Source organism: Paracholeplasma vituli, assembly GCF_025446935.1.
In the GTDB taxonomy this organism is placed as follows: Bacteria; Bacillota_I; Bacilli_A; order Acholeplasmatales; family UBA5453; genus Paracholeplasma; species Paracholeplasma vituli.
Window position 1 is genome coordinate 1 of sequence record NZ_JAOEGN010000028.1, and the last position, 3015, is coordinate 3015.

The 3015-nt window shown below is 49.5% G+C and carries 2 rRNA genes; both read right to left on the reverse strand.

The features are described from left to right. Positions 1-2: 2 nt before the first annotated feature. Positions 3-110, reverse strand: a 5S ribosomal RNA gene (gene rrf, locus N7603_RS08840). A gap of 30 nt (positions 111-140) precedes the next feature. Continuing rightward, positions 141-2985 (reverse strand): 23S ribosomal RNA (locus N7603_RS08845). Positions 2986-3015 lie beyond the last annotated feature (30 nt).

Sequence of the window (3015 nt, forward strand, 5' to 3'; positions counted from 1 at the left end):
TTGCCTGGCAACGACCTATCTTCGCACATTGTACTATTTTCGGCGCTGAAGTGCTTAACTTCTGTGTTCGGGATGGGAACAGGTGTGTCCACTTCGCCATCGTCACCAGACATCTCTCAAAACTAGATAAATTCATTTGTAAGGTTAAGTCCTCGTTCTATTAGTATCAGTCAACTTCACGCCTCGCGACGCTTCCATACCTGACCTATCAACCTCGTAGTCTACAAGGGAACTTACTTATTGCTAATGGGAAATCTCATCTTAAGGGGGGCTTCACGCTTAGATGCTTTCAGCGTTTATCCCGTCCATACATAGCTACCCAGCTGTGGCCTTGGCAGGCCAACTGGTGCACCAGTGGTATGTCCATCCCGGTCCTCTCGTACTAAGGACAGCTCCCTTCAAATTTCCAACGCCCACGATAGATAGAGACCGAACTGTCTTACGACGTTCTGAACCCAGCTCGCGTGCCGCTTTAATGGGCGAACAGCCCAACCCTTGGAACCTTCTTCAGCTCCAGGATGCGACGAGCCGACATCGAGGTGCCAAACCGCTTCGTCGCTGTGAACGCTTGGAAGCGATAAGCCTGTTATCCCCAGGGTAGCTTTTATCCGTTGAGTCACGGCCCTTCCATGCGGAACCGTAAGATCACTAAACCCGACTTTCGTCCCTGCTCGACTTGTTGGTCTCGCAGTCAAGCACCCTTATGCTTTTGCGCTCTACGAATGATTTCCAACCATTCTGAGGGTACCTTCGGGCGCCTCCGTTACTCTTTGGGAGGCGACCGCCCCAGTCAAACTGCCCACCAGACACTGTCCTCCGGATTACACATCCGCTAGTTAGATACGCCGTGCACAAAGGGTGGTATCCCAACGTCGACTCCATCAAGACTAACGTCCTAACTTCTTAGTCTCCCACCTATCCTGTACATCGTACACAGTATATCAATATCAAGCTACAGTAAAGCTCCATGGGGTCTTTTCGTCTAATCGCGGGTAACCGGCGTTTTCACCGGTAAACTTGATTTCACCGAGCCTCTTGTTGAGACAGTGCCCAAATCGTTACGCCTTTCGTGCGGGTCGGAACTTACCCGACAAGGAATTTCGCTACCTTAGGACCGTTATAGTTACGGCCGCCGTTTACTGGGACTTCAATTCAATGCTTCGTTTCCTGACATCTCCTCTTAATCTTCCAGCGCCGGGCAGGCGTCAGCCCCTATACTTCACCTTGCGGTTTTGCAGAGACCTGTGTTTTTGATAAACAGTCGCTTGGGCCTATTTTCTGCGACTCATTTTTCTCATTTTGAGTCCCCCTTATCCCGAAGTTACGGGGTTAATTTGCCGAGTTCCTTAACAAGAGTTTTCTCGCGCGTCTTAGTATTCTCTACCCACCCACCTGTGTCGGTTTACGGTACGGGTAGTATATAGATTAACCCTAGAAGCTTTTCTTGAAAGTTTGACATCATCGTCCTTTACCTACCGATCCTTAGTCTCGCCATGCGGATTTGCCTACACGACAACCTTAGATCCTTGTCCCCAATCCATTCAGGGGCGGACGTTAGCCTGCTCTGTCACTCCATCAGTCTATATACTAGTGCAGGAATCTCTACCTGCTATCCATCGGCTACGCTTCTCAGCCTCACCTTAGGCCCCGACTTACCCAGGGCGGACGAACCTTCCCCTGGAAACCTTGGGTTTTCGACGGACAGGATTCTCACCTGTCTTTTCGTTACTTACACCGGCATTCTCACTTCTAACCGCTCCAGCCGTCCTTCCGATCGACCTTCTCCGCTGTTAGAACGCTCCCCTACCACTTGGATTCAATCCAAATTCGCAGCTTCGGTATCATACTTAGCCCCGGTACATTTTCGGCGCAGAGTCACTCGACTAGTGAGCTATTACGCACTCTTTAAAGGATGGCTGCTTCTAAGCCAACCTCCTAGTTGTTTGTGCATCTCCACTTCCTTTGCCACTTAGTATGAATTTTGGGACCTTATCTGGCGATCTGGGCTCTTTCCCTCTTGACCATGAACCTTATCACCCACAGTCTGACTGCTAGCCTTATTTTATGACATTCGGAGTTTGATTGGGCTCAGTACCCCGAGGTGGGGCCATCACACATTCAGTGCTCTACCTTCATAAAACCTTCTGCTAACGCTAGCCCTAAAGCTATTTCGGGGAGAACCAGCTATCTCCGAGTTCGATTGGAATTTCACCCCTAGCCACAAGTCATCCGAGAATTTTTCAACATTCCGCGGTTCGGTCCTCCATTTACTCTTACATAAACTTCAACCTGCTCATGGCTAGCTCACCCGGTTTCGGGTCTACGTCACACAACTTATTCGCCCTATTCAGACTCGCTTTCGCTTCGGCTCCGCCCCTCTAGGCTTAACCTTGCTCTGTAACGTAACTCGCCGGTTCATTCTACAAAAGGCATGCTATCAGGCATTAACGCCCTCTAACTAGTTGTAGGCACACAGTTTCAGGTTCTATTTCACTCCCCTCCCGGGGTTCTTTTCACCTTTCCATCACTGTACTGGTTCACTATCGGTCACTAAGACATATTTAGCCTTCGGAGATGGTCCTCCGTTCTTCAAACGGGATTTCTCGTGTCCCGCCCTACTTCTCGTTTGCCTAGTCCAGATCATTTCGACTACAGGATTCTCACCTTCTTCGATTGGCCTTCCCATGCCATTCGTCTATAATCTGGTTTTGTAACTATTATGCAAAACAGGCTCCTCCAGGTTCGCTCGTCGCTACTACTAGAATCGTTTATTACTTTCTTTTCCTACAGGTACTGAGATATTTCAATTCCCTGCGTCCCCCTCCCATTGCTGGGATAACATGTCTTCCACATGCTGAGTTGCCTCATTCGGAATCCCACGGATCGTCGCGTACTTACTGCTCCCCGTGGCGTTTCGCCGTTAGTTGCGTCCTTCATCGGTGCTTAGTGCCAAGGCATCCACTGCGTGCCTTCTCTTCCTTAACCTTACGTCAGAATTTATCTACTTTTCAAAGA